At 66.0% G+C, this 24,241-nt stretch carries 23 protein-coding genes; 14 read left to right on the forward strand and 9 right to left on the reverse strand.

Features of this window, described 5'->3' with window-relative positions:
* The 3 genes from ACN0WF_RS18555 to ACN0WF_RS18565 all read left to right on the forward strand — a co-directional run.
* On the forward strand, positions 1-1,635 hold a 1,635-nt coding region (locus ACN0WF_RS18555; RefSeq protein ID WP_417774252.1), incomplete at its 5' end, for a glycine cleavage T C-terminal barrel domain-containing protein.
* Positions 1,628-2,212 carry a sarcosine oxidase subunit gamma gene (locus ACN0WF_RS18560; RefSeq protein WP_417774253.1) on the forward strand — a complete coding sequence of 195 codons (585 nt, stop codon included), beginning with the start codon at positions 1,628-1,630 and terminating at the stop codon, positions 2,210-2,212. The genes ACN0WF_RS18555 and ACN0WF_RS18560, both read left to right, overlap by 8 nt.
* Before the next feature lie 314 nt (positions 2,213-2,526).
* On the forward strand, positions 2,527-3,252 hold the full coding sequence (locus ACN0WF_RS18565) for a carbonic anhydrase (RefSeq protein ID WP_417774254.1): 726 nt from the start codon (positions 2,527-2,529) through the stop codon (positions 3,250-3,252).
* Positions 3,253-3,341: 89 nt separating this feature from the next.
* Here the strand turns inward: ACN0WF_RS18565 and ACN0WF_RS18570 are convergent, their stop codons facing one another.
* The gene (locus ACN0WF_RS18570; protein ID WP_417774255.1) at positions 3,342-5,393 is read right to left on the reverse strand and encodes a M3 family metallopeptidase; all 2,052 of its coding nucleotides are present in this window, start codon (positions 5,391-5,393) and stop codon (positions 3,342-3,344) included.
* Between the two features lie 215 nt (positions 5,394-5,608).
* On the opposite strand from ACN0WF_RS18570, the gene ACN0WF_RS18575 reads away from it, so the two are divergent.
* Positions 5,609-5,938 (forward strand): hypothetical protein, encoded by a 330-nt coding sequence (locus ACN0WF_RS18575; protein ID WP_417774256.1) that lies wholly within the window; start codon positions 5,609-5,611, stop codon positions 5,936-5,938.
* 539 nt (positions 5,939-6,477) lie between these two features.
* Here the strand turns inward: ACN0WF_RS18575 and ACN0WF_RS18580 are convergent.
* The 3 genes from ACN0WF_RS18580 to uvrA form a co-directional block, all read right to left on the reverse strand.
* Positions 6,478-6,627, reverse strand: coding sequence for a DUF1127 domain-containing protein (locus tag ACN0WF_RS18580; RefSeq protein WP_417774257.1), 150 nt, complete (start codon positions 6,625-6,627; stop codon positions 6,478-6,480).
* Between the two features lie 390 nt (positions 6,628-7,017).
* Positions 7,018-7,167 (reverse strand): DUF1127 domain-containing protein, encoded by a 150-nt coding sequence (locus ACN0WF_RS18585; protein WP_417774258.1) that lies wholly within the window; start codon positions 7,165-7,167, stop codon positions 7,018-7,020.
* A gap of 433 nt (positions 7,168-7,600) precedes the next feature.
* Positions 7,601-10,558 carry an excinuclease ABC subunit UvrA gene (gene uvrA, locus ACN0WF_RS18590; RefSeq protein WP_417774259.1) on the reverse strand — a complete coding sequence of 986 codons (2,958 nt, stop codon included), beginning with the start codon at positions 10,556-10,558 and terminating at the stop codon, positions 7,601-7,603.
* A 702-nt stretch (positions 10,559-11,260) separates the two neighbouring features.
* Here uvrA and ssb point away from each other — a divergent pair.
* The gene (gene ssb / locus ACN0WF_RS18595) at positions 11,261-11,836 is read left to right on the forward strand and encodes a single-stranded DNA-binding protein (RefSeq protein ID WP_417774260.1); all 576 of its coding nucleotides are present in this window, start codon (positions 11,261-11,263) and stop codon (positions 11,834-11,836) included.
* Between the two features lie 87 nt (positions 11,837-11,923).
* On the opposite strand, the gene ACN0WF_RS18600 is transcribed toward ssb, so the two are convergent.
* The gene (locus ACN0WF_RS18600; protein WP_417774261.1) at positions 11,924-12,877 is read right to left on the reverse strand and encodes a cation diffusion facilitator family transporter; all 954 of its coding nucleotides are present in this window, start codon (positions 12,875-12,877) and stop codon (positions 11,924-11,926) included.
* 172 nt (positions 12,878-13,049) lie between these two features.
* Here ACN0WF_RS18600 and ACN0WF_RS18605 point away from each other — a divergent pair, with 172 nt between their 5' ends.
* From ACN0WF_RS18605 to ACN0WF_RS18615, 3 genes are all read left to right on the forward strand, one after another.
* Positions 13,050-13,208 carry a DUF5993 family protein gene (locus tag ACN0WF_RS18605; RefSeq protein WP_417774262.1) on the forward strand — a complete coding sequence of 53 codons (159 nt, stop codon included), beginning with the start codon at positions 13,050-13,052 and terminating at the stop codon, positions 13,206-13,208.
* An 8-nt stretch (positions 13,209-13,216) separates the two neighbouring features.
* Entirely contained in the window at positions 13,217-13,780 is a 564-nt protein-coding gene (locus ACN0WF_RS18610) for a disulfide bond formation protein B (RefSeq protein ID WP_417774263.1), read from the forward strand.
* Between the two features lie 207 nt (positions 13,781-13,987).
* Complete coding sequence (locus tag ACN0WF_RS18615; RefSeq protein ID WP_417774264.1) at positions 13,988-14,839, forward strand: GNAT family N-acetyltransferase; 852 nt, start codon at positions 13,988-13,990, stop codon at positions 14,837-14,839.
* A gap of 18 nt (positions 14,840-14,857) precedes the next feature.
* Here the strand turns inward: ACN0WF_RS18615 and ACN0WF_RS18620 are convergent, their stop codons facing one another.
* Positions 14,858-15,496, reverse strand: a complete 639-nt coding sequence (locus tag ACN0WF_RS18620; RefSeq protein WP_417774265.1) for a MarC family protein — start codon at positions 15,494-15,496, stop codon at positions 14,858-14,860.
* 294 nt (positions 15,497-15,790) lie between these two features.
* Here ACN0WF_RS18620 and gyrA point away from each other — a divergent pair, with 294 nt between their 5' ends.
* Positions 15,791-18,535: a DNA gyrase subunit A gene (gene gyrA / locus ACN0WF_RS18625; RefSeq protein WP_417774311.1), complete on the forward strand. Its 2,745-nt coding sequence runs from the start codon at positions 15,791-15,793 to the stop codon at positions 18,533-18,535.
* A gap of 203 nt (positions 18,536-18,738) precedes the next feature.
* Here the strand turns inward: gyrA and ACN0WF_RS18630 are convergent, their stop codons facing one another.
* From ACN0WF_RS18630 to ACN0WF_RS18640, 3 genes are all read right to left on the reverse strand, one after another.
* The gene (locus ACN0WF_RS18630; RefSeq protein WP_417774266.1) at positions 18,739-19,086 is read right to left on the reverse strand and encodes a hypothetical protein; all 348 of its coding nucleotides are present in this window, start codon (positions 19,084-19,086) and stop codon (positions 18,739-18,741) included.
* A 73-nt stretch (positions 19,087-19,159) separates the two neighbouring features.
* Positions 19,160-19,489, reverse strand: coding sequence for a hypothetical protein (locus ACN0WF_RS18635; RefSeq protein ID WP_417774267.1), 330 nt, complete (start codon positions 19,487-19,489; stop codon positions 19,160-19,162).
* A gap of 369 nt (positions 19,490-19,858) precedes the next feature.
* A complete protein-coding gene (locus ACN0WF_RS18640; protein WP_417774268.1) occupies positions 19,859-20,155 on the reverse strand; it encodes a hypothetical protein in 297 nt (98 codons plus the stop codon).
* 140 nt (positions 20,156-20,295) lie between these two features.
* Here ACN0WF_RS18640 and coaD point away from each other — a divergent pair, with 140 nt between their 5' ends.
* The 5 genes from coaD (at position 20,296) to tgt (ending at position 24,241) form a co-directional block, all read left to right on the forward strand.
* The gene (gene coaD / locus ACN0WF_RS18645; protein WP_417774269.1) at positions 20,296-20,802 is read left to right on the forward strand and encodes a pantetheine-phosphate adenylyltransferase; all 507 of its coding nucleotides are present in this window, start codon (positions 20,296-20,298) and stop codon (positions 20,800-20,802) included.
* A gap of 47 nt (positions 20,803-20,849) precedes the next feature.
* Positions 20,850-21,392, forward strand: coding sequence for a peptidylprolyl isomerase (locus ACN0WF_RS18650; protein ID WP_417774270.1), 543 nt, complete (start codon positions 20,850-20,852; stop codon positions 21,390-21,392).
* Between the two features lie 43 nt (positions 21,393-21,435).
* A complete protein-coding gene (locus ACN0WF_RS18655; RefSeq protein ID WP_417774271.1) occupies positions 21,436-21,906 on the forward strand; it encodes a peptidylprolyl isomerase in 471 nt (156 codons plus the stop codon).
* A 104-nt stretch (positions 21,907-22,010) separates the two neighbouring features.
* Complete coding sequence (gene queA / locus ACN0WF_RS18660; protein WP_417774272.1) at positions 22,011-23,099, forward strand: tRNA preQ1(34) S-adenosylmethionine ribosyltransferase-isomerase QueA; 1,089 nt, start codon at positions 22,011-22,013, stop codon at positions 23,097-23,099.
* Entirely contained in the window at positions 23,096-24,241 is a 1,146-nt protein-coding gene (gene tgt, locus ACN0WF_RS18665; RefSeq protein WP_417774273.1) for a tRNA guanosine(34) transglycosylase Tgt, read from the forward strand. Before queA ends, tgt begins: the two co-directional genes overlap by 4 nt.

A 24,241-nucleotide genomic window follows, 5' to 3' on the forward strand; every position in this document is an offset into this window, starting at 1 on the left:
GTGCCCCCGCCCCGGGCGCGCTCACCCCGGTGCCCCCCCCCGCCCGCGCCCGCCCCGGCGCCCCCGGCGCCGTCGCCCCCCGGCGTGGCGACGGAGGCGCCGGTGTTCACGGCAACCGGCGCGCCGGCCTGCGCCGGCTGGTGGCTCGGCGCCGTGCCGCACGACCGCGACGCGGCGCGGGTGCGCGCCTTCGTCGACTTCCAGAATGACGTCACGGCCAAGGACGTGAAGCTTGCCGTGCGCGAGGGCATGCACTCCATCGAGCACATCAAGCGCTACACGACGACGGGCATGGCCACCGACCAGGGGCGACTGTCCAACATGAACGCGCTCGCCATCGCCTCGACGGCGCTCGGGCAGGCGCTTCCCACGGTCGGTCTCACCACCTTCCGCCAACCTTACACGCCGGTCACCTTCGGCACGCTGGCGACGACCTCGCGCGGTGATCTCTTCGATCCGGTGCGCAGGACGCCGATCCATGACTGGGCGCAGGAACAGGGCGCGGCCTTCGAGGACGTGTCGCTGTGGAAGCGCGCCTGGTATTTCCCCAAGGCGGGCGAGGACATGCACCAGGCGGTCCTGCGCGAGTGCCGCACGGTGCGCGAGAGCGTCGGCATCTTCGATGCCACGACACTCGGCAAGATCGAGGTGGTCGGGGCGGATGCTGCCGAGTTCCTCGAGCGCATCTACACCAATCCCTGGAAGAAGCTCGGCGTCGGCCGGCTGCGCTACGGGCTGATGCTCAACGAGGCCGGCTTCATCATGGACGACGGCGTCGTCGGCCGCATCGCGCCGGACCGGTTCCACGTCACGACGACGACGGGCGGCGCGCCGCGCGTGCTCGCCCACATGGAAGACTACCTCCAGACCGAATGGCCGGATCTCGATGTCTGGCTGACCTCGACAAGCGAGCAATGGGCGGTGATCGCCGTGCAGGGGCCGAAGGCGCGCGAGGCCATTGCCCCGCTTGTCGACGACATCGACCTGTCGAGCGAGGCCATGCCGCACATGTCGGTGCGCGAGGGCCACGTCATGGGCGGCATTCCCTGCCGGCTGTTCCGCATGAGCTTCACCGGCGAAATGGGCTTCGAGATCAACGTGCCCCCCTCGCGGGCCCGGGCGGTCTGGCTGGCGGTCTTCGCCAATGTCGAGAAGCTCGGCGGTTGCGCCTATGGCACGGAGGCGATGCACGTCCTGCGCGCCGAGAAGGGCTACATCATTGTCGGCCAGGAGACCGACGGCACCGTGACGCCGGACGATGTCGGCATGTCCTGGGCCATCGGTCGCAAGAAGCCCGATTTCGTCGGCAAGCGCTCTCTTGCCCGCCCCGATATCCTTGCCGAAGGGCGCAAGCAGATGGTGGGGCTGCTGACAAAGGGCGGTCGCGCGCTGCTGGAGGAGGGGGCGCAGGTGACGCAGGAAGCCGCGCCGGCCACCGGAACGCCGGCGCTCGGCCATGTGACGTCGTCCTACCATTCCCACGCCGCCGGAGGGCCCATCGCCCTTGCCATGGTTGCCGATGGCCGTGCACGTCTGGGCGAGACGTTGCATGTGCCGATGCCCGGCGGCGCGATCGCCGTCGAGGTGGTGTCTCCCGTCTTCGTCGACCCGCAAGGAGGCCGGCTCAATGCCTGACGCGATGTTTCACGAAGCCGTTCCCGGCGCGCCGCTGATCGGGCGGCAGACGCTCTCGGGCGCCTCGGTCACCGTCTCGCGCGCCGCGCCGCTGGTGCGGTTCGTCTTTCGCGGCGGGGCCGCCGCCGTCGGTAAGGCGGGAGCCGCCTTTGGCGCGTCGCTGCCGATGCACCCGCTCGGTAGCAATGTCGTCGGCGCGCGCGCCGCGCTCTGGCAGGGGCCGGATGAATGGCTTCTCCTTGCCCGACCGGCCGAGCCCGAGCCCGGGGCGGTCGACGCACTGGCGCGGGCGCTTGCCGCCGAGAGCGCCACGGCACTCGACGGCACGCCCCATTCTCTGGTGGATGTTTCGGAGCGCAACGTCGCGCTGCTGATCGAGGGCGAAGGGGCGGTCGAGCTCCTCAATTCCCATGTTTTCCTGGATCTTTCGCCGGAGGCCTTCCCGCCCGGGACGGTGTCGCGCACGCTCTTCACAAAGGCCGAGATCGTGCTCTGGCGCTGCACGGAGAAAAGCTTCGCTCTGGAATGCTGGCGCAGCTTCGCGCCCTATGTCGAGGGCCATCTGGCAGAGGCGTGAGGCCGGGGCACAATCGGTGGGGTGCAACGCGCCCGAGATAGTCTTGCGTGCCGGGTCAGGCCTTGCATTTTGACATTGTTGAGGTTTTTCATTTACCAGTCCGCCGCTTACCGTTGAGGCAAGACCTGTTTTTTCGTTCGAATCCTCGGTTCGGTGTTATTTTCTCCTTGGCGATTGCGGAAAACGGATAGCGCATGTGCTGTGGGACGTAGATTTTCCGTCCCGAGTGCGTGCTTTCGCTTTCCCGAAGCCGCGAGTGTGTTTGTCGCGTCGTTGGCCCCGGTCGACGGTCGCTTGAGAAGTGAGAACCAGGAATGTGTGACGATCATCAGCTCAACCTGTCGCGTCGCGGCCTGTTCGGTCTCGGCGCCGCCGCCGCCTCCACCGCCTTCGTCGGTGGCTTCATGTTGCCCGGCGCAGCCGCGGCACAGGAAACGGCGCCGGCTCCGAATGACATTTCCCCCGATGAGGCGCTGCAGCGGCTTGTCGAGGGCAACGGCCGCTATGTCACGAGCGCGCCGCGAAACGCTGATTTCTCGGTCGGCCGCGCCGCGCGCGCCGGCGCTCAGTATCCCTTCGCTGGCCTGCTGTCCTGCGCCGATTCGCGCGTCGGCCCCGAGCTGGTCTTCGACCAGGGACCGGGCGAGCTCTTCGTCATGCGGGTTGCCGGCAATTTCGTCGACGTGAGCGGCCTGGCGAGCATCGAGTATGGCGTCGCCGTGCTTGGCATTCCGCTGCTCGTCGTGCTCGGTCACAGCAACTGCGGCGCCGTTGCTGCCACGATCGACGTCGTTGAGAATGGCACCGAGCTGCCGGGGCATCTGCCGGAACTGGTCGACGCGCTGAAGCCGGGCGTCGAGAAGGCGCTTGCCGAAAAGCCCGCCAATCCGCTCGACGCTGCGACCCGCCAGAACGTGCTCTACAACGTAGAGAAGCTGAAGGCGGCGACGCCCATCGTGTCCGAGGCGGTTGCGGCCGGCAAGGTCAAGGTTGTCGGCGCGCTCTATGACATCGCCACCGGCAAGGTCGAGTTCATCTGATTTGGGCCGGCGGCGCGGATGTTCCGCGCCGCCGCTTTTTCGCGTCCCCTGCTTTTTCGCGTCCCCTGAGCGCGGCGAACCGCCGTGCCTCACACGAAGCCGCGTTTCCTCAGCAGCGCGCTTGCATCCGGCAGCGCGCCGCGAAACGCCACATAGGCGTCCTTGGGATCCTGCCGGCCGCCGGCCGAATAGATCGCCTCGCGCAGCCGACGCGCCAGATCCGCGTTGAAGATGTCGCCCGTCTCCTCGAAGGCGGTGAAGGCATCCGCGTCCATCACCTCCGACCACATGTAGCTGTAGTAGCCGGCCGAGTAGCCGTCGCCCGAGAACACATGGGCGAAGTGGGTCGGCCGATGGCGCATGACGATTTCGTCCGGCATGCCGAGCCGCGACAGCGTCTGCGTCTCCAGCTCCGCCACCTCGACCCTTTCCGCGCCCTTGCGGCTGTGCACGTCGAGATCGAAAATGGCCGAGGCCAGATATTCGACCGTCGAGAAGCCCTGGTTGAAGTTGCGCGCCGCCAGGACCCGCTCCATCAGCTCGGCCGGCATCGGCTTGCCCGTTTCCACGTGGACGGCGAAGCGCGACAGCACCTCCGGCTCCGACAGCCAGTGCTCGTAGAGCTGGGAGGGGAGTTCGACGAAGTCGCGCGAGACCGAGGTGCCGGAGATCATCGGATAGGTCACGTCCGACAGAAGCCCGTGCAGCGCGTGGCCGAACTCGTGGAACAGCGTGCGCGCGTCGTCGAAGGTGAGCAGCGTCGGCTCGCCCTTCGGCGCCTTGGCGAAGTTCATCACGTTGACAATGATCGGGCGGATGTCGCCACCGAGCTTCTGCTGACGGCGAAAAGCGCTCATCCAGGCGCCACTGCGCTTGGTCGAGCGGTTGAAATAGTCGCCGAGAAAGAGGCCGACATGCGCGCCGTCGGCGTCCGTCACCTCGAAGGCGCGCACATCCGGATGGTAGAGGCCGAGCCCCTCGACCTGGCGAAAATTCAGTCCGAAGAGCCGCTGCGCGGTGTCGAAGGCCGCCTCGATGATGCGTTCGAGCTGGAAATAGGGCTTCAGCTCCGCCTCGTCGAGCGCATGGTCGCGCAGGCGCAGCTTCTCGGCGTAGAAGCGCCAGTCCCAGGGGGCGATCGTCACGTTGTCGCCGATCTCGGCGGCCAGTGCCTGGAGCGCGGCTGCCTCGCGCTTGGCCTGGGCGACGGCCGGCGTCCACACGGTCGTCAGCAGGTCGCGCACGGCCTCCGGCGTTCCGGCCATCGTGTCGTCGAGCTTGTAGCTGGCGAAATCCGCGAAGCCGAGCAACTCGGCGCGCTCGCGCCGCAGCCGCAGGATCTCGGCGATCACCTCGCGGTTGTCCGTGTCGCCAGCGTTCTCGCCGCGCCGGATCCAGCCGTTGAAGGCGATCTCGCGCAGGTCGCGGCGGGTCGAGAACTGCAGGAAGGGCTCGATCAGCGAGCGCGACAGCGTGATCACATGCTTGCCCGCATGGCCACGCTCGCTTGCCGCCTCCGCCGCCGCCTGGCGCAGGAAGGAGGGAAGGCCGGCGAGGTCCTCCTCCGTCTCAAGCAGAAGCTGGAAGCCGGCCTCGTCGGCCAGCACGTTCTGCGAGAAGCGGGTGCCCAGAACGGCGAGTTCCTGGGTGATCTCGGCCATGCGGGTGCGGCCCGCCTCGTCGAGGGCGGCGCCCGCCCGGGTGAACATAAGATGGTAGCGCTCGAGCACACGGGCCGCCTCGGCGTCGAGGCCGGATGTCGCGCGGACCTCCCAGAGCGCGGCGACACGGGCATAGAGGTCCTGGTTGAGCAGGGTCTGGCTGGAATGGCGCGCGAGTTTCGGTGCGATGTCGCGCTCGATGCGCTGCAGGTCGGCCGAGGTGTGGCTGCCGGCGAGATTGAAGAACACCGAGGCGACGCGGGTCAGGTCGCGACCGGCAAGCTCCATCGCAGCGATGGTGTTGTCGAAGGTCGCGGGCTCGGGGTTCGCGGCGATGGCGTCGACCTCGGCACGCGCGGTGGCGAGCGCCGCCTCGAAGGCCGGCTCGTAGTGCCAGGTCTCGATCTCCGCGAAGGGCGGCAGGCCGAAGGGGCCGTTCCAGTCGCGCAGAAGCGGGTTGTCCGTGGCGGTATCGCTCATGAAGGGTCTCTCAAGGCTTGATTGCGGTCGGCGGGCGGCCCCGGAAGGCGGCGCGCCCAACCTCATATGGGATGCGGTCCTGATGTCGACTATGGGCCCGGTGCGCCTTGCTGTCAGCCCGCGCCTGCCGGTTTGCGCGCCGGGAAACGCCGAACCGTTCGAATCCGCTGCGTCCGGGAGAGGTTTCGTTAAGCCGGGGAGCCTAGCATTTGCCCATGTCCGCCCTGACCACGTCCCTTGCCGGTATGCTCGGCGCTCAGAAACGGTTCGAATCGTCCGCCCGGCAGATCGTCGCCAGCGGCGCCGAGGCCGGCAATGCCGTGTCCTCCGCGCCCTCGGGTGCGCCGCAATCCCCGCCCGCGGGCGGAGCCGCTCCCCTCGCCGGAGGGCCTCCCGGCGTGCAGTTCTCGCCCGACATGGCCAGCGCCATGATCGACATGCTGTCGGCCGAGCGCAGCTTTGAGGCGAACGCCACCGTCGCCCGCCGCAGCGCCGACATGGAGCGGGCATATCTGGACATGACCGCGCCCCGGCGGGACGAATAGTCCGACCGCGCGGCCATCGCCCGTGCCGGTCCGCGTCTGCGACAATTCCGCGTCCTTTCCCGACAGTTTTTCGAAAACCTGCATCCGGAGTTGCCGGAAATGCACGCGCGGACAGCCGCGCGCGGCATGCGCTGTGGCTGGTGATCGGAAGACTGTTCGGAAATGGGGGGGCAGAAAAACAAACGCCCACCGGGGGAGGAGGTCCGGTGGGCGTTCATTATAGGTGGTCAGCCTGGGAGGAGGTAAGCTGACCGGTAACGCGGCGGGCTGGGAGGAGGAGTGCCCGTCTCGTTGACCCTGATATGGGGGAGTCTTGGCAAAGATGCCAGTGCATCTATCGCATAGCTGCCCCGCTTTTGGTGCAATGCAGCACGACTAGGTGCGGTGCAATGCCGCAGGTGGGCGCGATAAAGCCCGGAATTCCCTGCGTAAACGAAAAAAGCGCCAGCCGGTCAACCGGTTGGCGCTTTTTTTATCAGGTCCGCCGCATCGGGACTTTCGTCCCCCGACCAGGTTGTTCTGGTCGGCTCGTCGCCGCTTTAGCGGGTGTGGGTGCGGGCGATGAACTGAATGTCGCCGCGGCCGATGCCGAGATCGGCGAGCTCGCGGTTGGAAAGGCGGGACAGCTCGTCATACGTGCGACGATACTTCTGCCAGGACTGGTACTTGCGAACGATGTTGTTGATCATTGGAGCGTCTCCATCACTTTTGTTCTGGGCCTGAGCCCTTGTCGTTGGAAAAGGAGCGAAACGGGCCGGCGCGGCGATTGCTGCGCTGCACTGCGTTTCGTTGGTTGTCATATGGGAGCATTCGCGGCGTTTGTAACGCGCGAAAGCGGCATGTCCGACCTGCGCTTACCGCAGGGCGAACGACCCCTGAAACACCATTGGCCGGGGAGGCGGGTGGCCTCCCGCGTCAGACACGGACACGGCATCGGGGGGCTTTAAAAAATGCGATCGCCCGCCGGAGGGAGGAGAACCGGCGGGCGACGCAATTTCCGGAAAGGGCTGGGAGGAGGATGCCCTTCCGGGACACGAAAGGAGATAGGGGAGGAGGTCTATCTCCTTAGTCGTGATCGTTTATCGGCTGGCGCGACGGGCGATGAAGTGAATGTCGCCGCGTGCGATGCCGAGATCGTCGAGCTCACGGGTGGAAAGACGGGAAAGCTCGGACACCGTGGTCTGGTACGTCTTCCAGTTGCGGTACTTGCGGGTCAGGGTGTCAAACATTGTCGTCTCTCACAGCGTCTGGCGCGTGTCCGGTTCAGTCCGGTGCGGCGCCTCAATTCGATGACCAAGAGATAGTTTTTTCGGTTCGTGAAAAAAAGAGCGATTTCTGCACATCAGCCATGCGGATTGTGCATTGCAACAAGGATTGATGCGGCAACGCACCATAAATCCTCGGGAAACCCGCCTAGTGATTTGTTTTTGTGGGTGTTCCAGCCAGGGCGAGGGGCTGGACTCGGTCTGGTGGGGTGGCGGTCGGGCAGAGGCTTCGGGCACCTGTCGCGGCCTTCGGCGGCCCCCCGCCGGACCGGGCCGGGGAGTGCGCGGCGTGCACTGCAGCATCTTTCCCGACTCGGATGCGGAAAACGCTCTGCGAAAGCCGCAACACGCCGCCGGGGCGGAGGCGCCCTGGCGGCGTGTTGCCTGTGCTGTTCCGTTATTCGGCGGCGGTGGCGCTGCGGCGCAGCGGACGGCGCTCCAGCACCTCCTTGAGGAACTGGCCGGTATAGCTTCCGGCGACCTCGGCGATCCTCTCCGGCGGCCCCTCCGCGACGACGGTGCCGCCGCCATCACCGCCTTCGGGGCCGAGGTCGAGAATCCAGTCGGCGGTCTTGATGACCTCGAGATTGTGCTCGATGACCAGCACCGTGTTGCCCTGGTCGACCAATTCGTGCAGCACTTCCAGAAGCTTGGCGACATCGTGGAAGTGCAGGCCGGTGGTCGGCTCGTCGAGGATGTAGAGCGTGCGACCGGTGGCGCGTTTTGACAGCTCCTTGGCGAGCTTGACGCGCTGCGCCTCGCCGCCGGACAGGGTGGTGGCCTGCTGGCCGACCTTGACGTAGCCAAGGCCGACACGCACCAGCGTCTCCATCTTGTCGCGCACCGCCGGCACCGCCTGGAAGAAGCGGGCGCCCTCCTCGACGGTCATGTCGAGCACATCGGCGATCGACTTGCCCTTGAACTCGACCTCAAGCGTCTCGCGGTTGTAGCGCTTGCCCTTGCAGACGTCGCAGGTGACGTAGACATCCGGCAGGAAGTGCATCTCGATCTTGATGACGCCGTCGCCCTGGCACGCCTCGCAGCGCCCGCCCTTGACGTTGAAGGAGAAACGCCCCGGTTGGTAGCCGCGCGTCTTTGCCTCGGGAAGCCCGGCGAACCACTCTCGGATCGGCGTGAAGGCGCCGGTGTAGGTTGCCGGGTTGGAGCGCGGTGTGCGGCCGATCGGAGACTGGTCGATGTCGATGACCTTGTCGAGATGCTCCAGCCCGTCGATGTGATCGTGAGGGGCTGGGGTCTCGCGGCTGCCGTTGAGCCGGCGGGCAGCCGCCTTGTAAAGCGTGTCGATCAGGAAGGTCGACTTGCCGCCACCGGAAACGCCGGTGATGCAGGTGAAGGTGCCGAGCGGCACATCAGCCGTCACGTTCTTCAGGTTGTTGCCGCGCGCGCCGGAAACCCGCAGCTTCCGGCCCTTGACGAAGGGCCTGCGCTCGGGCGGCAAGGGGATCGTCATCGCGCCCGAAAGATACTGTCCCGTCAGCGACTTCGGATCGGCGAGGATCTCCTCCGGCGTGCCCTTCGAGACGACCTCGCCGCCGTGAATGCCGGCGCCCGGGCCGATGTCGACCACATAGTCGGCATTCAGAACCGCGTCCTCGTCGTGCTCGACGACGATCACCGTGTTGCCGAGGTCGCGCAGGTGCTTGAGCGTGTCGAGCAGGCGCGCGTTGTCGCGCTGGTGCAGGCCGATGGACGGTTCGTCAAGCACGTAGAGAACGCCCGTGAGCCCCGATCCGATCTGCGAGGCGAGGCGGATGCGCTGGCTTTCGCCGCCCGAGAGCGTGCCCGAGTTGCGCGACATGGAGAGATATTCCAGGCCCACGTCGTTGAGGAACTTCAGCCGCTCGCGGATCTCCTTGAGGATCCGCAGCGCAATCTCCGACTGCTTGTCGGTGAGGGCGCCGGGAAGCTCCTCGAACCAGTCTCCGGCCTCGCGGATCGACATCTTCGAGATTTCGCCGATGTGCAGGCCGGAGATTTTCACGGCAAGCGCCTCCGGCTTCAGCCGGTGGCCGCCACAGGCCGGGCAGGGGCGGTCCGACTGGTAGCGCGAGAGCTCGTCGCGCACCCAGTCCGAATCCGTCTCGCGCCAGCGCCGTTCGATGTTGTTGACCACGCCCTCGAAGGTCTTGGCGGTGCTGTAGCTGCGCACGCCATCGTCATAGACGAAGTCGATCTTGTTCCGGCCGGAGCCGAAGAGGATGGTGTCCTTCATCTCCTCGGGAAGGTCCGACCAGGCGGTCGCCATCGGCACGGAGAAGTGGCGGCAGATGGCCTCCAGCGTCTGGGCGTAATAGGGCGAGGTCGAGCCGGTCTTGGCCCAGGGCAGCACCGCGCCCTCGCGCAGGGTGAGCGAGTGATCCGGCACGACGAGATCCGGCTCGAAGGCCAGCGTCGTGCCGAGACCGTCGCACGAGGGGCAGGCGCCGAAGGGATTGTTGAACGAAAACAGTCGCGGCTCGATCTCCGAGATGGTGAAACCGGACACCGGACAGGCGAATTTCTCGGAAAACAGCATCCGTTCGTGGGTCTCGTTGCGGTTCTGCAGCACCGCGTCCTCGGCCGCCGGCGGCAGTGGCTTGTCGGCGAACTCGGCGATGGCGAGCCCGTCGGCGAGCCCGAGCGCGGTCTCGATCGAATCCGCCAGCCGCCCGGCGATGTCCTCGCGCACCACGATGCGGTCGACGACCACGTCGATGTCGTGCTTCAGCTTCTTGTCGAGCGCCGGCGCGTCGGCGATCTCGTGGAAGAGGCCGTCGATCTTGACCCGCTGAAAGCCCTTTTTCATCAGCTCGGCGAGTTCCTTGCGGTATTCACCCTTGCGCCCGCGCACGACGGGCGCGAGCAGGTAAAGCCGCGTGCCTTCCTCCAGCGCCAGGACCCGGTCGACCATCTGGCTCACGGTCTGGCTTTCGATCGGCAGGCCCGTCGCCGGGGAGTAGGGCACGCCGATGCGGGCGAACAGCAGGCGCAGGTAGTCGTAGATCTCGGTGACCGTGCCGACCGTCGAGCGCGGGTTGCGCGAGGTCGTCTTCTGCTCGATGGAGATGGCCGGCGACAGGCCGTCGATCTGGTCGACATCCGGCTTCTGCATCATCTCAAGGAACTGACGCGCGTAGGCCGAGAGGCTCTCGACATAGCGGCGCTGGCCTTCGGCATAGATCGTGTCGAAGGCAAGCGACGACTTGCCCGAGCCCGACAGGCCCGTCATCACGATCAGCTTGTCGCGCGGCAGGTCGATGTCGATATTCTTGAGATTGTGCTCGCGCGCGCCGCGTACGCTGATGACGCGGCGATCGGCTGCGGCGATGTCCGGGGTCGAACGCGACTTTGGCATGTGAATGCAAATCCCTGATGGCGATGTCGGCGCACGGCAGCAGGCAGGGACGCACGGCTGCCTTGCCCGTGACCGGAAAGAGCGATGAACGGGCCGCAGAGGCGGCGGGAGGGCCGTTCTACGACATGGATGGGCCTGCGTCGATTGGCATGGGCCGAACGCGCTTCATACGCGCGAACTTGCGAGTCCGATGAGTGAACATAGCGGGAACGTTGTCCGCTGCACAAGTCATCTTCGCATGGTTTTCAACCGCGCCCCTGCGGCAACACCGCCTCTATATGGGGGGCTCTTGATGAAAATCCCGGGGTTGGCTGCATTATTCCGCCAGATGAGCGCGGCGGCGGGAGCGACACGGGCTTGTGTCGGGCTCGTGATTGTGGAACAAAAACGGAACCGTTTGGCTTGGGCGGCGGCGTTCGCATGCCTCGTGCGCCGTCGTTTGTGGAAAAGCACCGCTTTGCGGGCCTTGCCGGGGACGCGGGCCCTTCGGCGCGCCTATGATGCGCCGCGAGGACGGCAGGGCGCGACGGGTGTCGGGCGCGACCGCACGGGACAGACAGTCAGCCGCCGCGGGGCAACGCAAGCCGCGCGCGACAACACCATATGAATATGGCGCAAGGCCCGCGATGATCGGCCGGCGCCGGGCGGGGTGCGGCGCTGGAGCGCGGCACCGGCCCCACGAGACAGGACAAGGAGACGAGGATGTCGGGAAGCGTCAACAAGGTGATCCTGGTGGGCAATCTGGGAGCCGACCCGGAAGTCCGGCGCATGCAGGACGGCCGTCCGGTCGTCAATCTGCGCATCGCCACCTCCGAGACCTGGCGCGACCGCAGTTCCGGCGAGCGCCGCGAGCGCACCGAATGGCACCGCGTCGTGATCTTCAACGAGGGCCTGGCCAAGGTTGCCGAGAATTATCTGCGCAAGGGCTCGAAGGTCTACATCGAAGGCCAGATCCAGACCCGCAAGTGGCAGGACCAGTCCGGCCAGGACCGCTATTCGACCGAGGTCGTGCTTCAGGGCTTCAACTCGACGCTGACCATGCTCGACGGGCGCGGCGAGGGCGGTGGCGCGGCCGGTGGCGGTGGCGGTGGCCAGTCGATGGGCGGCGGTGGCGGCGGTCAGTCCGTCGGCTATGACGACGGCGGCTACGGCCAGTCTTCCGGTGGTTTCGGCGGCGGCAGCGGTGGTGGCGGTGGCGGCGGTCGCTCCGGCGGCGGCGGCGGCTCGGGCGGCGGCTTCGGTGGCCCCGGCGACATGGACGACGAAATTCCGTTCTGATCCTGTCGGACAGAGAACGAAAAAAAGGCCGCCCTCGTTGGCGGCCTTTTGCTTTTGACGACCTGCGTCTGGCGGGCGCGACGCCCCTCAGCTCCTGTCGTGCATCGCGTCGGCGGCGGCCATCTCCTCGTGATGGCGGGTCGCCTGCACTTCGATGAACACCCGGCGCACGATGGGGAAGCGGGCCTTCACGGCCACTTCCAGAGCGTAGATCGCCTCTTCGACATTGCCGACGGTGAGATTGTCCTGGAAGTCGATGGACAGCGCCAGCAGCACGTCGCGCGGGCCGCGGTGCAGGGTGCGGATTTCGTTGAGCCGCGAGACGGTCGGCGTCGCCTCGACCACGGCCCGGATCGTCTCGACGACCTCGGGATCCGCGCCTTCTCCGACGAGGAGCCCTTTGGTCTCCAGAGCCAGGAAGAAGGCGGTCGCGGCAAGGATCAGGCCGATGCCGATGGATGCGGCGCCATCGAGCCAGGGAAGGCCGAGATATTCGACGCCGAGCAACCCGGCGAGCGCGACCACCAGGCCGGCCATGGCGGCCGTGTCCTCGAAAAGAACGGTGAAGATCGCCGGGTCCTTGCTCTCGCGCACCGCCTGGATGAGGCCGCGCTGGCCGCGCACCTGGTCGAACTCCTTGTAGGCGACCCACCACGCGCCGGCCTCGAAGATGATCGCCAGTCCCAGAACGGCATAGGCAATGATCGGCGAGGAGATCGGGTGCGGTTCGATGATCTTCTGTATGCCCTCGTAGATCGAAATTCCCGAGCCAACGGCGAAAATCAGGATGGCGACCACGAAGGCCCAGAAATACAACTCGACGCCATATCCAAAAGGATGTTTTTCGTCAGCCGGTTGCCGGGACTTTTTCAACCCATGCAGGAGGAGCCCCTGATTGCCCGTGTCGACGAGGGAGTGGATGCCCTCGGACAGCATGGCGGAGGAACCGGTATAGGCGGCGGCAATGAATTTCGTGATCGCGATGAGCGAGTTGCCGGCAAGCGCGGCGTAGATGACCTTCTTCGAGCCGGATGCGGCCATGAAATCGTCTCCGTGCGGGGGGTGTCCAGTATCGCGCGTTCGCTCCCTTATAACGCGGAGAACGGCAAACCGAACACCGGGAGCGGGCAACAGGGCATATCTTGCTTTTTCCGTCGCATCTCTCGGCTATGGTTCGCGAAACGCAAAACGACCGATTCCCGGAGCTGTCTCCATGTTTCTCACCGCGCTCTTCACTCTGCTCTTCGTAACGCTCTGCGTCGCGGCCTATGGCCCCAGGAAGCTGATCATGCCGCTTGCCGGCGTCAGCTTCGTCGTCGCCGTGCTGGTCTACATGCACCACGCCACCGACGCGCTTCCCCTTTCCTTCTGAGGCCGACCATGATCTCCAGGACAACCGAAACCACGCTCAACGCCCTCGGCCTTTTCGCCATCTCGGCGGTGCTTCTCTTTGCCTTCTTCGATCAGGTCGTGAACGGCGAGCTGCCGTGCCCGCTCTGCCTGTTGCAGCGGGCGGGGTTCCTGCTGTTGTCCATCGGACCGGTTCTGAACATTGCGCGCGGTCCGCGTGCCTCCCACTATGGCATCACCATTCTGGCGGGCCTTCTCGGTGCGGGCTTCGCCATGCGTCAGGTGCTCCTGCACATCGAGCCCGGCGATGCGGGCTATGGCACGCCCTTCATGGGGCTGCATTTCTACACCTGGGCCTTCGTTGTCTTCGTCTTCGCGGTCGCCGCCTGCGCGGCCATGCTGATGCTGCGCGCGCCCGAAACCGCGGATGAGAGCGGGCTGACGCCGAAGCCGGGCCTGTTCGGCCGCCTCGCCGTTCTCTCGGTGGTGTTGATGGCCGCCCTCAATGGCGCCAGCACGCTCCTGGAGTGCGGCTTCGAAGCCTGCCCGGACAACCCGGTCAGCTATCAGTTGCTGTCGCCCGCCAGCCTTTGAGGCCAGGCCCCGCGCCGGGGCTCACGCGCGTAAGGTTTCCTGGAAGATTGCCGCGGCGGGCGCTCCGATGCCCGCCGCGGTTCGCGTTTCGGCACCGCGCTTTGCGGCCTCGGCCTCGCAAGGTCGGCGCGATTGACGCCCCACACCGCGCTTCGTATCACTGTGCGCGTGTTTGAACGCCCTTCGATGCGTGTCCGGGAGCCTGCCATGTCGACGCCTCTTGCCATTCGCCAGATGACGCCTGTGGATCTGGAACGTGCCCTGGACTGGGCCGCTGCCGAGGGCTGGAACCCGGGCGTCGACGACCTCAAGCCGTTTCTGGCGAGCGATCCGGAAGGCTTCCTGGTCGGCGAGTTGCAGGGCGAGCCGGTCTGCTGCATCTCCGCCGTTCGCTACAGCGACGACTATGGCTTCATCGGCTTCTACATCTGCCACCCCGACCATCGCGGCAAGGGCTACGGCAAGGCGATCTGGGATCATGCCATCGCGCATATGGGCGCGCGTACCGTCGGCCTCGACGGTGTGCCGGCGCAAGAGGAAAGCTATCGCTCGGCGGGCTTCGCCAGCGACTATCGCACCATCCGCCACGGCGGACTTGCCATGGCCGAGCCGCCGCTCGATCCACGCATCTCGATGCTCGGCCAGGGCATCCTCGCCTCCGTCCTCGCGTATGACCGGCCCTTCGTGCCGGCCGGCCGCGACCGCTTCCTGAAGAACTGGTGCTCGCCGATGGCCGACGGGCGCCAGGGCTTCATCTTCATGGAGGACGGAGAGTTGAGGGGCTATGGCGTGATCCGCCAGTGTCGGGAAGGCTTCAAGATCGGCCCGCTCTTCGCCGACACGCCGGACATCGCCGACGCGCTGTTTCGCGCGCTTGCCGGACAGGTGCGGGGCCAGTTCGTCTATCTCGATGTTCCAGAGCCCAACGACGATGCGCTGGCGCTGGCGGAGAAATACGAGCTTTCGCCGGAGTTCGAGACCGTGCGGATGTACAAGGGGCAGACGCCGGCGCTCGCGCTGGCGCGCACCTACGGGGTCACGACGCTCGAGCTTGGCTGAGGCGGGCGGGCGAGGGCGCTAGGCGCTGCCCATGGCGATGATCGCGCGAATGCCGTCGACGATGAACTGGACGGAAAGCGCGGCAAGCAGCACGCCGAGCAGGCGCGTGATGACCATCGCGGCGGTGTCCCCCAGCAGCCGCTCGATGCGGTCGGCCAGCAGGAACGACACAAAGCACGCACCGACGATCACCAGGATGACGCCGGCAAGGCCGAACATCGACACCGTGTCCGGTGCCTGCGAGGCGGTGAGGATGACGGCGCTGATGGCGGCCGGGCCGGCGATCAGCGGGATTGCGAGCGGGAAGACGGCAACGTCATGCAGGTCTTCCTGATGCGACACGGCCTTCTCGGCGGACTCCGACTTGCGCCGGTTGCGCTTCTCGAAAACCATCTCGACGGCGATCATGAGCAGCAGCAGCCCACCGGCGATCTGGAAGGCCGGCTGGGAGATGCCGAGCACGCCGAGCACGCTTTTTCCGGCCACCAGGAACAGGAAAAGGATCGCCCCGCCGATGAGCGTGGCGCGCAGCGCGATGGCGCGCCGGGTCTGCCGCGTCGCGCCGGCGGTGACGGCAAGAAACATCGGCGCGAGGCCCACGGGATCAATGGTCACGAACAGCGTCGCGAAGGCATTCACGAGGTATTCGGCAAGCATGGGGCCTCCGCATTCCGACTCATCGCCGCCCCTTTATAGCAGCCAAAACACGGCTCCCGGCAGCGGTGCCCGGCGGCACTTCCGAAGTTTATGCCGAGTTATATTTAAGGTATTGAAATTAAAGGATTATTATCCGCGTCACAAAGGGTCTTGGATTTGTCGTGAGGCGCGGAATCGGCTATAAGAAGCGCTGTAAATTCAACAACCGCGAGACACCCCTTGACAGATCGGGACACGAACGCGCCATCGGGCGGCCTGCCGTCCGACATCAGGCCTGTTTCCATTACCGACGAGATGAAGCGCAGCTATCTCGATTACGCCATGAGCGTGATCGTCAGCCGCGCACTTCCCGACGTTCGCGACGGCCTCAAGCCCGTTCATCGGCGCATCCTCTATTCGATGCACGAGAACGGCTACGAGTGGAACAAGCCCTATCGCAAGTCGGCCCGCGTGGTCGGCGATGTGATGGGTAAGTACCACCCCCATGGCGACAGCGCGATCTACGACGCGCTCGTGCGCATGGCGCAGAATTTCTCGCTGCGCCTGCCCCTCATCGATGGGCAGGGCAACTTCGGTTCGGTCGACGGCGACCCGGCCGCGGCCATGCGTTACACCGAGTGCCGGCTGCAGAAAGTCACCCAGCGCATCCTGGACGACATCGACAAGGATACGGTCAACTTCCAGGACAACTACGACAACTCGGAGAGCGAGCCGGTCGTTTTGCCGGCGAAGTTCCCGAACCTGCTCGTCAACGGCGCTGGCGGCATCGCCGTCGGCATGGCGACGAACATTCCGCCGCACAATCTCGGCGAAGTGATCGACGCGGCCGTCGCGCTGATGGAAAACCCGGCGATGACGACGGCCGAACTGATGGAGATCGTGCCGGGACCGGACTTTCCGACCGGCGGCATCATCCTCGGCCGCTCCGGCATCCGCTCGGCCTATGAAAGCGCGCGCGGCTCCATTGTCATGCGCGGCCGGGCCGAGATCGAGGAAATCCGCAAGGACCGCTACGCCATCGTCATCACCGAGATCCCGTATCAGGTGAACAAGGCGACGATGATCGAGAAGATCGCCGAGCATGTGCGGGAAAAGCGCATCGAGGGTATTTCCGATATCCGCGACGAGTCCGACCGTACCGGCATGCGTGTTGTCGTCGAGCTGAAGCGCGACGCCGTGCCGGACGTGGTGCTGAACCAGCTTTACCGCTATTCGGCGCTGCAATCGACCTTCGGCGCCAACATGGTGGCTCTGAACGGCGGGCGGCCGGAGCAGCTTGGCCTGAAGGACATGCTCAATGCCTTCATCGACTTCCGCGAGGATGTCATTGGCCGGCGCACCCGCTTCCTGCTCAACAAGGCGCGTGATCGCGCCCATGTCCTCGTTGGCCTGGCAATCGCCGTCGCCAACATCGACGAGGTGATCGCGCTGATCCGCAAGGCGCCGGACCCGGCAACCGCCAGGGCCCAGCTCATGGAGCGCAAGTGGCCGGCGCGCGACGTGGAATCGCTGATCCTGCTGATCGACGACCCGCGCCACATGGTCAGCGACGAGGGCACCTACACGCTGTCCGAGGAACAGGCCCGCGCCATTCTCGAACTGCGCCTGCAGCGCCTGACCGCACTCGGCCGCGACGAGATCGGCGACGAGCTCAACAAGATTGGCGAGGAGATCAAGGATTACCTCGACATCCTGCGCTCGCGCGTCCGCATTCTCGATATCATCCGCGAGGAACTCGCCGCGATCCGCGAGGAGTTCGCCACCCCGCGTCGCACCGAGATTGTCGATGGCGGGGCGGACCTCGAGGACGAGGACCTGATCCAGCGCGAGGACATGGTCGTCACGGTGAGCCATGCCGGCTACATCAAGCGCGTGCCGCTCGACACCTACCGGGCGCAGCGTCGCGGCGGCAAGGGCCGCTCGGGCATGGCCACGAAGGACGAGGATTTCGTCACCCGCCTCTTCGTCGCCAACACGCACACGCCGATGCTCTTCTTCTCCTCGCGCGGCATCGCCTACAAGATGAAGGTGTGGCGTCTGCCGCTCGGCGGCCCGACCGCCCGTGGCAAGGCGCTCGTCAACATGCTGCCTTTGGAGGCGGGCGAGCAGATCACCTCGATCATGCCGTTGCCGGAGGACGAGGAGACCTGGGGCAACCTCGACGTGATGTTCGCGACCCGTCGCGGCACCGTCAGGCGCAACAAGCTCTCCGACTTCACGCAGATCAACAAGAACGGCAAGATCGCGATGAAGCTGGAGGAGGGCGACGGCATCGTCGGCGTCTTCACCTGCACCGAGCATGACGACGTGATGCTGACCACGGCGCTCGGCCAGTGCATCCGCTTCTCCGTGACGGATGTGCGCGTCTTCGCCGGCCGCAACTCCGTCGGTGTGCGCGGCATCGCGCTCGCCGAGGGCGACGAGGTCATCTCCATCTCGATCCTCGGCCATCTGGACTGCACCGCGGACGAACGCACGGCCTATCTGCGCTGGCGCCGCCTGATGCGGGGCGAGGGCGATGAGGCGGCCGCCAATGGCGATGCCGCTGCCGGCGATGAGGAGGCCGAGGGCGAGGGCGAGCTGACGCCGGAGCGCTACGCGATGATGAGCGCGGCCGAACAGGTGATCCTGACGCTGTCGCAAAACGGCTTCGGCAAGCGCTCCTCGTCGTTCGAGTACCGGGTTACCGGGCGTGGCGGCAAGGGCATCACGGCCATGGCCGTGACCAAGCGCAACGGACCGCTGGTCGCATCCTTCCCCGTGGAGGAAAACGACCAGATCATGCTCGTCACCAACGGCGGACAGCTCATCCGTTGTCCGGTCGACGGCATCCGTATCGCCGGGCGCGCGACGCAGGGCGTCATCGTCTTCAACACTGCCGAGGGCGAGGAGGTGGTTTCCGTCTCGCGCGTCTCGGAGGACGACGGCGAAGAAGACGGACTGGAAGCCGGCGGTGCGCCGGAGGCCGGTCCGGTGGCCGGGGATGGCGCCGCTGCCCCTTCGCCCGATGAAGGCGAGGGCGAGGGTGGCGAGGGCTGAGGCCTTTTCCTCCTGAACGCAGACAACAACAAGGGATCGGGCCATCTGGCCCGGTCCCTTTTCGTTTCCGCTCGGCGGGCTCTTCTGGGCGGAGCAGGAGCGCCAGATGATCCTCAAAACGACAAAGGCGACGCCTGGGGTTTGACCAGGGCGTCGCCTTTTGACGTTTGGCAGTTCCTGCGGCCGTCACGCGGCCGATGGGGTCAGGAGCTTGAAGGAACCCTGGTCAGAACCGACATGCGGGCACTTCCGTCGCGCGCCTCGAAGGTTTCGAAATGGACCTGCCGGGTCGTCTCGCGTCCGCTGATGGCGGAAACGCAGGCTGGCGACCAGTTGCCCCAGCTGTCGCCCGCGCAGGCCGAAGGCAGCGCGGAATTGAGGCGGTCCGTCTTGGGAGCCTCGACGGCCACCGACTGGTCGGGGGCCGTCGTCACGGTGTGGATGATGCTCGCCATGCCGGCGAAGGCGGCGAGTGCGACAACGCCGGCAATGGCGAAGTCCCGGATGCGATGCTGGGTGTGCAGCGCGCTATCGTCATGAATGAAGGTCATATCGTCACGTCCCTGCTTGCTCTTTTGATGTCGCCACCCTGGAGCAATTCCGGCAAGGAGACCGTGACGCGGATCACGAACCTGCGGATTGCCCCTCGGGGCTGGCCGTGCCGATAAGCTTGAGCTTTGCCGGCGCGGTCCAGTCGGGCTTTCGGACCTCAAAACAAAGCGGATCCTCGTCGCGGAAGATCACGCCCTTGCAGGCATCGGCGATGTTGGCCGTACGCGCCTGTTCCTGGTTCGCTGCCAGCACCTGGGTGCTGGTCGTTGCCTCGTAGTGACGCTCGGAAGCTTCGCCCAACGTCACCACGCCAATTGTGAGAACCGCCGCCAGAGCGGCGACTCCTGTCGTCCAGATAGCCATCGCGGAGGACGGCTGATGAATTTTGTGAATCGTCATCATAGGCTGGATATGGAGCTTTTCCGCTTAGCCGGCAAGAGACGATCTCATCAGATTGATGTGAACGATCTTTGTTCAGTGGGTAAACGATCCAACCTGTGGATTGGTTCCATCCCTGAACGGACTTGCCTCGGTCGGCTCGCGCCCGGCGGATGCCGGCGCTTTTGCCCGACGGCCGGGCAGGACGGACAGTCAGTCGAGGTGCGCGTGGCGACGGCGCGGGGAGCCCGCCGCCACGCGGCCGAAACGCCCGAGGTCAGAAGGTCGCAGCGCGCACGAACCTCGCGCTCGACATGGGTGGGCGCAAAATCATGCACGGGGGCGCGGACGCCGATCGTCGTGCATCGGACCGGCGTGCCGCGCCGGCCATCATCATCTGCTGGACGGCAGGCGGGTCAGGATCGTGGTGTTGCCCGATGTCGATGCGGCGGTGATGAAGCCGCCGCCCGGCGCGCCCATGCCAGCGAGCTCCGCGCAACCGGCCCCCGTGTCGAGCATGGTCGTCGCATCGCAAGCGACCTTGACCGCCCGTTCATGACGGTCTCCCTTCATCGCCGAAGCGCTGTTGACGGGAGCCACAGTGAAGCCGGTCATCAGGGTGCCTGAAACGACAAGAGCAAGGGCTCCTGCTGAAGCACCGCAGAGTGCCATGACTGCAAAGGATCGCATGTTCGCCTCCTTATGTTTATTAGCAACAGTCTAGCACAAAGTAACGTTACGTGAAATAAATTCAGGAACTGTTGCGATTGCGCAACTGCTTCAGAGGGTTCCGCTTGTGCGCGCGGGCGCGGACCGTTAGAGAAAGCACCATGACTCGCACCGCGCTCTATCCGGGGTCCTTCGATCCCATGACCAATGGTCACGTCGACATTCTGCGCCGCTCTCTCGGTCTTGCCGACCGCGTGGTGGTCGCCATCGGCGTTCAGGCCTCCAAGACGCCCAACTTCTCGTTCGAGGAGCGGGTGGCGATGATCGGTGCCGTGGCACTGGAGGAGTTCGGCGCCGAGGCGGCCGCGCGCATCGAGGTCGTCTCCTTCACCGGCCTTGTGGTCGAGGCGGCGCGCGCGCAGGGGGCATCCATCCTGGTGCGCGGTCTGCGCGACGGCACCGATCTCGACTATGAAATGCAGATGGCGGGCATGAACCAGAAGATGGCGCCCGACGTGAACACGGTGTTCCTGCCGGCTAGCCCGGAGGTGCGCCACATCACCGCCACGCTGGTGCGTCAGATCGCAAAGATGGGCGGCAATGTCGCCCCCTTCGTGCCGGCGCATGTCGTCGAAAGACTGGCGGCAAGGACCACCGCGGCCGGCTGAACCGAATTCCCGTTCCGGCATCCGACCGGAAGACTGGAGCCTTTCCGATGACGCGTATCATATCGCTGATCTCCGCGCTTGCCCTGAGCCTTGTGCTTGCCGTGTCGGCGAGCGCGCAGGATCTCGATCCCGAAAACACGCTGCTTCTCGACCTGAAGGACGGGCAGGTGGTGATCCGCCTGCGGCCGGATCTCGCGCCCGCTCACGTCGAGCGGCTCAAGACCCTGACGCGCGAGGGCTTTTACGACGGCATCGTCTTTCATCGCGTTATTGACGGCTTCATGGCCCAGACCGGCGATCCGACCGGCACCGGCATGGGCGGCTCGAAGCTTCCCGACCTGAAGGCCGAGTTCTCCGACGCGTCATTCAAGCGCGGCACGCTTGGCATGGCCCGATCGCAGTCGCCCGACAGCGCCAACTCCCAGTTCTTCATCATGTTCAACGACGGCCCCTGGCTCGACGGCCAGTACACGGTCTTCGGCGAGGTGGTCGAGGGCATGGAGTTCGTCGACAAGATCAAGCGTGGCGAGCCTGTTGCCGATCCCGACAAGATCGTGCGCATGCGTGTCGCCGCCGACGCCAGCAACTGACCCGAAACCAAACACACAAGACACCGAGACAAGGAGATATCAGGTGGCCGATTACAAGGATCCCGAGAACACGCTGCTGATGGAGACCACCAAGGGCCCCATCGTCATCGAGATGAAGCCCGACCTGGCGCCGAACCACGTCGCCCGCATCAAGGAACTTGTGCGCACCGGCTTCTATGACGGCATCGTCTTCCACCGGGTGATCGACGGCTTCATGGCCCAGACCGGCTGCCCGAACGGCACCGGCACCGGCGGTTCCGGCAAGAAGCTCAAGGCGGAATTCTCGCCCACGAAGCACGGCCGGGGAACCTGCTCCATGGCCCGCGCCATGGATCCGAACTCCGGCGACAGCCAGTTCTTCATCTGCTTCACCGACGCACCCTGGCTCGATGGCCAGTACACGGTGTGGGGCGAAGTGATCGAGGGCATGGACAATGTCGACCAGATCAAGCGCGGCGAGCCGGTTCGCGATCCCGACAGCATCACCTCGCTGAAGGTTGCGGCCGACGCCTGAGCGTCCGTCTTTCGTCGCCCGCGCATTCGTCGTCTCACGGCAGATGCGCGGGCGTCTTTGTGTTTCATTGCCGCTCGCCCCGGCTTTCCAGTCCCCGGTTTCCCATGCGCGTTGATGACTTCGACTTCGAGCTGCCGCCGGAGCGCATAGCGCTGAGGCCCGCCCGTCCGCGCGACAGCGCCCGTCTTCTCGTGGTGCGTCCCGGCGCGCGGGAGCCGTTGGGCGACCGGATCGTGCGTGAGCTGCCGGATCTGCTCGAACCAGGCGACGCGCTCGTCTTCAACGACACGCGGGTGATCCCCGCACAGCTCGAGGGATCGCGCGCGCGCGGTGACGTGGTGGCGCGGATCTCGGCGACGCTGCATCTGCGCTCCGGTCCCGACCGCTGGTGGGCCTTTGCGCGTCCGGCCAAGAAGCTCGTCGTCGGCGATCGCGTCCGCTTCGGCGAGACCGCAGGCAACGTCTGCCTGCTTGCAACGCTCGAGGCCACGGTCGCCGAGAAACGCGACACGGGCGAGGTTCTCCTCGCCTTCGATCTTTCCGGCCCCGCTCTTGACGAGGCAATCGCCGCCGTCGGCCACATTCCGCTGCCGCCCTACATCGCCGCCAAGCGCGGCGAGGATGCGCAGGACCGGACCGACTACCAGACGATGTTTGCCGAAAAGGACGGCGCGGTCGCGGCCCCGACGGCAGGTCTGCATTTCACGCCGGACCTGGTGGCGGCGCTCGAGGCGCGCGGCATCGAGCGGCACAAGGTGACGCTGCATGTGGGTGCCGGAACGTTCCTGCCGGTGAAGGCCGACGACACGGCCGATCACAAGATGCACGCCGAGCGCGGTGAGGTCTGCGCGGCCACCGCCGCGGCACTCCAGGCGGTGCGCGCGCGGGGCAACAAGGTGGTCGCCGTCGGCACCACGTCGCTGCGCATTCTGGAAAGCGCGGCACAGGGTGAGGGCGGTCTTGCCGCTTTTTCCGGCGAGACATCGATCTTCATCACGCCCGGCTACCGGTTCCGCGCCATCGACGCGCTGATGACCAATTTTCACCTGCCGCGCTCCACGCTCTTCATGCTGGTCAGCGCGCTGTCTGGGCTGGAGACGATGCGCGTCGCCTATGCGCACGCCATCGACACCGGCTACCGCTTCTATTCCTATGGCGATGCTTCGCTGCTGTTCCCCGGAGAGGCCGAATGAGCGATCCTTTTTCCTTCCGCCTGATCGCGACTGACGGCATGGCCCGACGCGGCGAGATCGTGACGCCGCACGGGCAGGTCTCGACCCCCGCCTTCATGCCGGTGGGAACCCAGGCGACCGTCAAGGCGATGTATCCGGGGCAGGTGAGGGAGCTCGGCGCCGACGTGGTGCTCGGCAACACCTATCATCTGATGCTGCGACCGGGCGCGGAGCGTATTGCCCGGCTCGGCGGGCTGCACAAGTTCATGAACTGGCCGCACACGATCCTCACGGATTCGGGCGGGTTCCAGGTCATGTCGCTGGCGCAGCTTCGCAAGCTCACCGAGGATGGCGTCACCTTCCAGAGCCATATCGACGGCTCGCGCCATGTGATGTCGCCGGAACGCTCCGTCGAGATCCAGCAACTGCTCGGCTCCGACATCCAGATGCAGCTCGACGAGTGCATTGCGCTTCCCGCGCCTCGCGACGATGTGGAACGCGCCATGCGCCTGTCGCTTCGCTGGGCCGAGCGCTCGCGCGCCCAGTTCGAGAAGATGGGCGGCCCCGGTCGCGGCCAGGCGCTCTACGGCATCGTCCAGGGCGGCGACGTGCCGGACCTGCGCGTGGCCTCGGCCGAGGCGCTCGGGCAGATGCCCTTCGAGGGCTATTCCGTCGGCGGTCTCGCGGTCGGCGAGCCGCAGGAGGTGATGCTGCGGATGCTGGAGGTCACCACCCCGGCGATGCCGGTCGAGAAGCCGCGCTACCTGATGGGCGTCGGTACTCCGGAGGACATTCTGGAAAGCGTGGCGCGCGGCATCGACCAGTTCGACTGCGTGATGCCGACACGCGCCGGCCGCCACGGGCTGGCCTATACGCGCTACGGCAAGGTCAATCTGAAGAACGCCCGCCACGCCGAAGACCCCCGGCCGCTGGACGAGGCGAGCGACTGCCCCGCGGCGCGCGACTACAGCCGCGCCTATCTCCACCATCTCGTCAAGGCAGGCGAGGGTCTGGCGGCGATGCTGCTGACCTGGACCAATCTTGCCTACTACCAGACGCTGATGCGCGAGATGCGCGCGGCGATCGAGCAGGGGCGCTTCGAGGACTTCCGCGCAAAGACGCGTGAGGATTGGGCGCGCGGCGACATCCCGCCGCGCGATTGA

It is taken from the genome of Stappia sp. (assembly GCF_048268045.1).
GTDB lineage: Bacteria > Pseudomonadota > Alphaproteobacteria > Rhizobiales > Stappiaceae > Stappia.